This window comes from Halomonas sp. 707B3, from assembly GCF_024158645.1.
In the GTDB taxonomy this organism is placed as follows: domain Bacteria; phylum Pseudomonadota; class Gammaproteobacteria; order Pseudomonadales; family Halomonadaceae; genus Vreelandella; species Vreelandella lionensis.
Genome location: NZ_JAMZBE010000291.1, coordinates 1 through 1,455, shown reverse-complemented (window position 1 = coordinate 1,455; position 1,455 = coordinate 1). Strand labels below are relative to the sequence as shown.

Here is a 1,455-nt window from a genome sequence, read left to right as displayed (position 1 = left end):
TTTTGAATTCTTCAGTGTAGCGGGGATGGCTCATGGTTCCTCCTAGATACCTTTAGTATAAGGCCTGGAGGTGTCTACGAAACCTGGGGCGATTCAAACTGGTTGAGTTTTCCAATATCCTCCCTATCAACACCGTCTGGATCAAAATGCATAACGCTATTTCTTATTTTTCTGATATCGTCAAGATTTTTAATAAATATCTTACGATCTATCTCAACATTAAGAGCACCCCACCTATCAGGGTTTTCGATCACTCTTAAGTATTCACCAAATGTAAGGTCAGAAACAGACTCGATTGTTCTTTCTGCACCACTTGGGTCAACTGCCGCTTGAAGCTCTGCTTGAGAGTATCGATTATCAAGAAGCTTTCTGATGTAATTTTCTATTTCACCCAAGATAAGAAAGGGTCTACTCAAAACACCGAATTGATCACTCAGGTCTGCCGTTGTAATTATTCCAGATATAGCGTTTTGATTATTTTTAACTAGAACACAATCACTCTGAGTTATATCACCTATTACAGAAAATATTGAAGAGTCACTCGACACAATCTTAACAGGTTCAACAAAATCTTTTACTTCACTACCTTCTCTTTTAAGTACAAGACGCGTTCCAATTGTCTTCCAGCTAATCAACCCCTTTACATCTCTATCTCCAGACATAACTGGTAGCTGCGAGAAATCATTTGTCATCATCAACGTAATTGCTTCGGAAAGTGATTGTTGGGGAGTAACGGATATTGGTTTTTTGTTCGCGGCAGCCAACTTACTGATTCGATAAGTAGGGTCAGAGTCATATCCTCCTACCAGCTCTTTCTCAGTTTGAGCCACCTCATCAACTTCTTGAATCTCTTTGCTCTTAAGCTGTACTACGATAATAGAGTCGATGTAGGCAGATTCAAAGTCAGGCTCAGTTTCTAATGAATATTTCTCTAATGCTCTTCTAATGTGGGCTACAACACCTACACCACGCCTTCTAGCCCCAAACCACTCAAGAAAACTGCGCACAGATACGCTCTCACTCTGGCTTCCATTTCCTAAGTTATTCTTGATTTCCGCCAGCTTACTTTCAGGTTCCAAGTAAACACTCCTTCGTACAATTAACGCTTCAAACACCGGCGCAGCTTTGCTGCGCCCGAGTGATTTGACTTGTTAGCTTTCGTTTAAACACAAAAGAATTTTTCATCCTCATCAAGAGATAAGATTATATTTTTTGACACGCTATTATAAGTATCTTCTGATATTTTATCTGATAGCATTGACAGAATCTGTTGCCCCGGAAGCTTGTTTGCTTCTTTGAAAATATCTTCAATTTGTTTTTTGTCAATATCTTCAATACTGTCATGGAAAATAAAACTGGTTCTTCGTCACTTCACGTGGATTTGGCCTGATCGAATAGGCGGCCCACCGGGCTGCCAATCAGGTAGATCATGGCGATAAAGTTGGCCTCGTTCCG

At 40.3% G+C, this 1,455-nt stretch carries 2 protein-coding genes; both read right to left on the bottom strand.

Annotation, left to right across the window (positions count from 1 at the left end):
- Nucleotides 1-74 precede the first annotated feature (74 nt).
- On the bottom strand, nt 75-1,079 hold the full coding sequence (locus BIS10_RS18710) for a CBS domain-containing protein (RefSeq protein ID WP_253507780.1): 1,005 nt from the start codon (nt 1,077-1,079) through the stop codon (nt 75-77).
- 83 nt (nt 1,080-1,162) lie between these two features.
- Nucleotides 1,163-1,351, bottom strand: a complete 189-nt coding sequence (locus tag BIS10_RS19115) for a DUF2326 domain-containing protein (protein WP_392567205.1) — start codon at nt 1,349-1,351, stop codon at nt 1,163-1,165.
- Nucleotides 1,352-1,455: the final 104 nt, after the last annotated feature.